At 77.5% G+C, this 1,074-nt stretch carries 1 protein-coding gene; it reads left to right on the top strand.

What is annotated here, in order from left to right; translation table 11 throughout:
- Positions 1–217 precede the first annotated feature (217 nt).
- The gene (locus SSBG_RS18975) at positions 218–994 is read left to right on the top strand and encodes a DUF4328 domain-containing protein (RefSeq protein ID WP_008747690.1); all 777 of its coding nucleotides are present in this window, start codon (positions 218–220) and stop codon (positions 992–994) included.
- The last annotated feature ends 80 nt before the right edge of the window (positions 995–1,074 follow it).

The following is a 1,074-nucleotide window of genomic DNA, read 5'->3' on the forward strand; positions in this document are numbered from 1 at the left end:
CGGCGGGCACGCTGGGCGAGCAGGGCGGCCCGGGGCAGGGCGAGCGGGGCCGGGCGGTGGAGGCGCACCGCAGGTAGCGAGACCGCGGGGAGCGCGGGAGGGACCCGGGCGCGCGGGCCGGGGGAGCGCCGGGGGGCGTGGTGCGGATCGGGGGAGCGCCGGGAGGCGCGCGCCCGGCCCGTACCGCCGGTCCGGGCGCGCGCCTGCCCCGTGCCGGGTGCCCCCGGGAGGGCCGCCTCCGGAACCGTCCGGTGCCGGGGGCGCGTCCTCGGGGGCAGCCGTTCCGTCGTCGTCCCCCACCGAAAAGCGCTTTCATGAGCTTTGCCCTGTCCGGCAGCGCCGCCGCACCCCGCTTCACGCGGGTGGTGCCCCGCGCGCGGTTCCTGGCCGGGGCCCTGGGGTTCCTCGTGCTCGCGCGAGTCGTGTTCCTCGTCTGGGAGCTGCGCCTCCACGCGGGCCCGCGTCCGCCGGGGCCGCCCGCCGGCGCGGACGAGGGCTACCACCGCATCCCCACGGGCCTGGAGGAGCAGTACCACTACCTGGGCGTGCTCTCGGCCGCGACCCTCGCCGTCTGCGTCCTCGGCCTCGTGTACTGGCTCCAGGCGATGCGGGACAACGCCGAGATCCTCGCCCCGGGGCGCAGCGCCACTCGCGCCCGTGGATCTACTTCTCGTGGATCGTCCCGGGCGTCTCCTTCTGGTTCCCGCGCGATGTCGTCGTGGACATCTGGCGCGCGGCGGCCCCCCGGGGCGAGGACCCGGCGCGGCGCCGCACCCCCTGGTGGATCAGCGTGTGGTGGGCGGTCCTGGTCGGCGCCGTCGCGATGCTTCTCGTCAAGGCGAATCTGGGCGACGACGGGCAGCCCGAGGCCGACCTGGTTCACGACGCCTTCCGCAGCGTGCTCGCCACCGACGTCCTCCTGCTCGCCGCCGCCCTGACGCTCACGCTCGTGCGGCGCATGACCCGCGACCAGGAGGAGCGGACGAGCGGCTGAGACAGGGGGGCCGGCGGGGGCCCGGGGGCCGGGCGTACGCGGCCGGGAGACACGCGTACGGGCCGGACGGCATACGGGTG

It is taken from the genome of Streptomyces sp. SPB074 (assembly GCF_000154905.1).
In the GTDB taxonomy this organism is placed as follows: Bacteria; Actinomycetota; Actinomycetes; order Streptomycetales; family Streptomycetaceae; genus Streptomyces.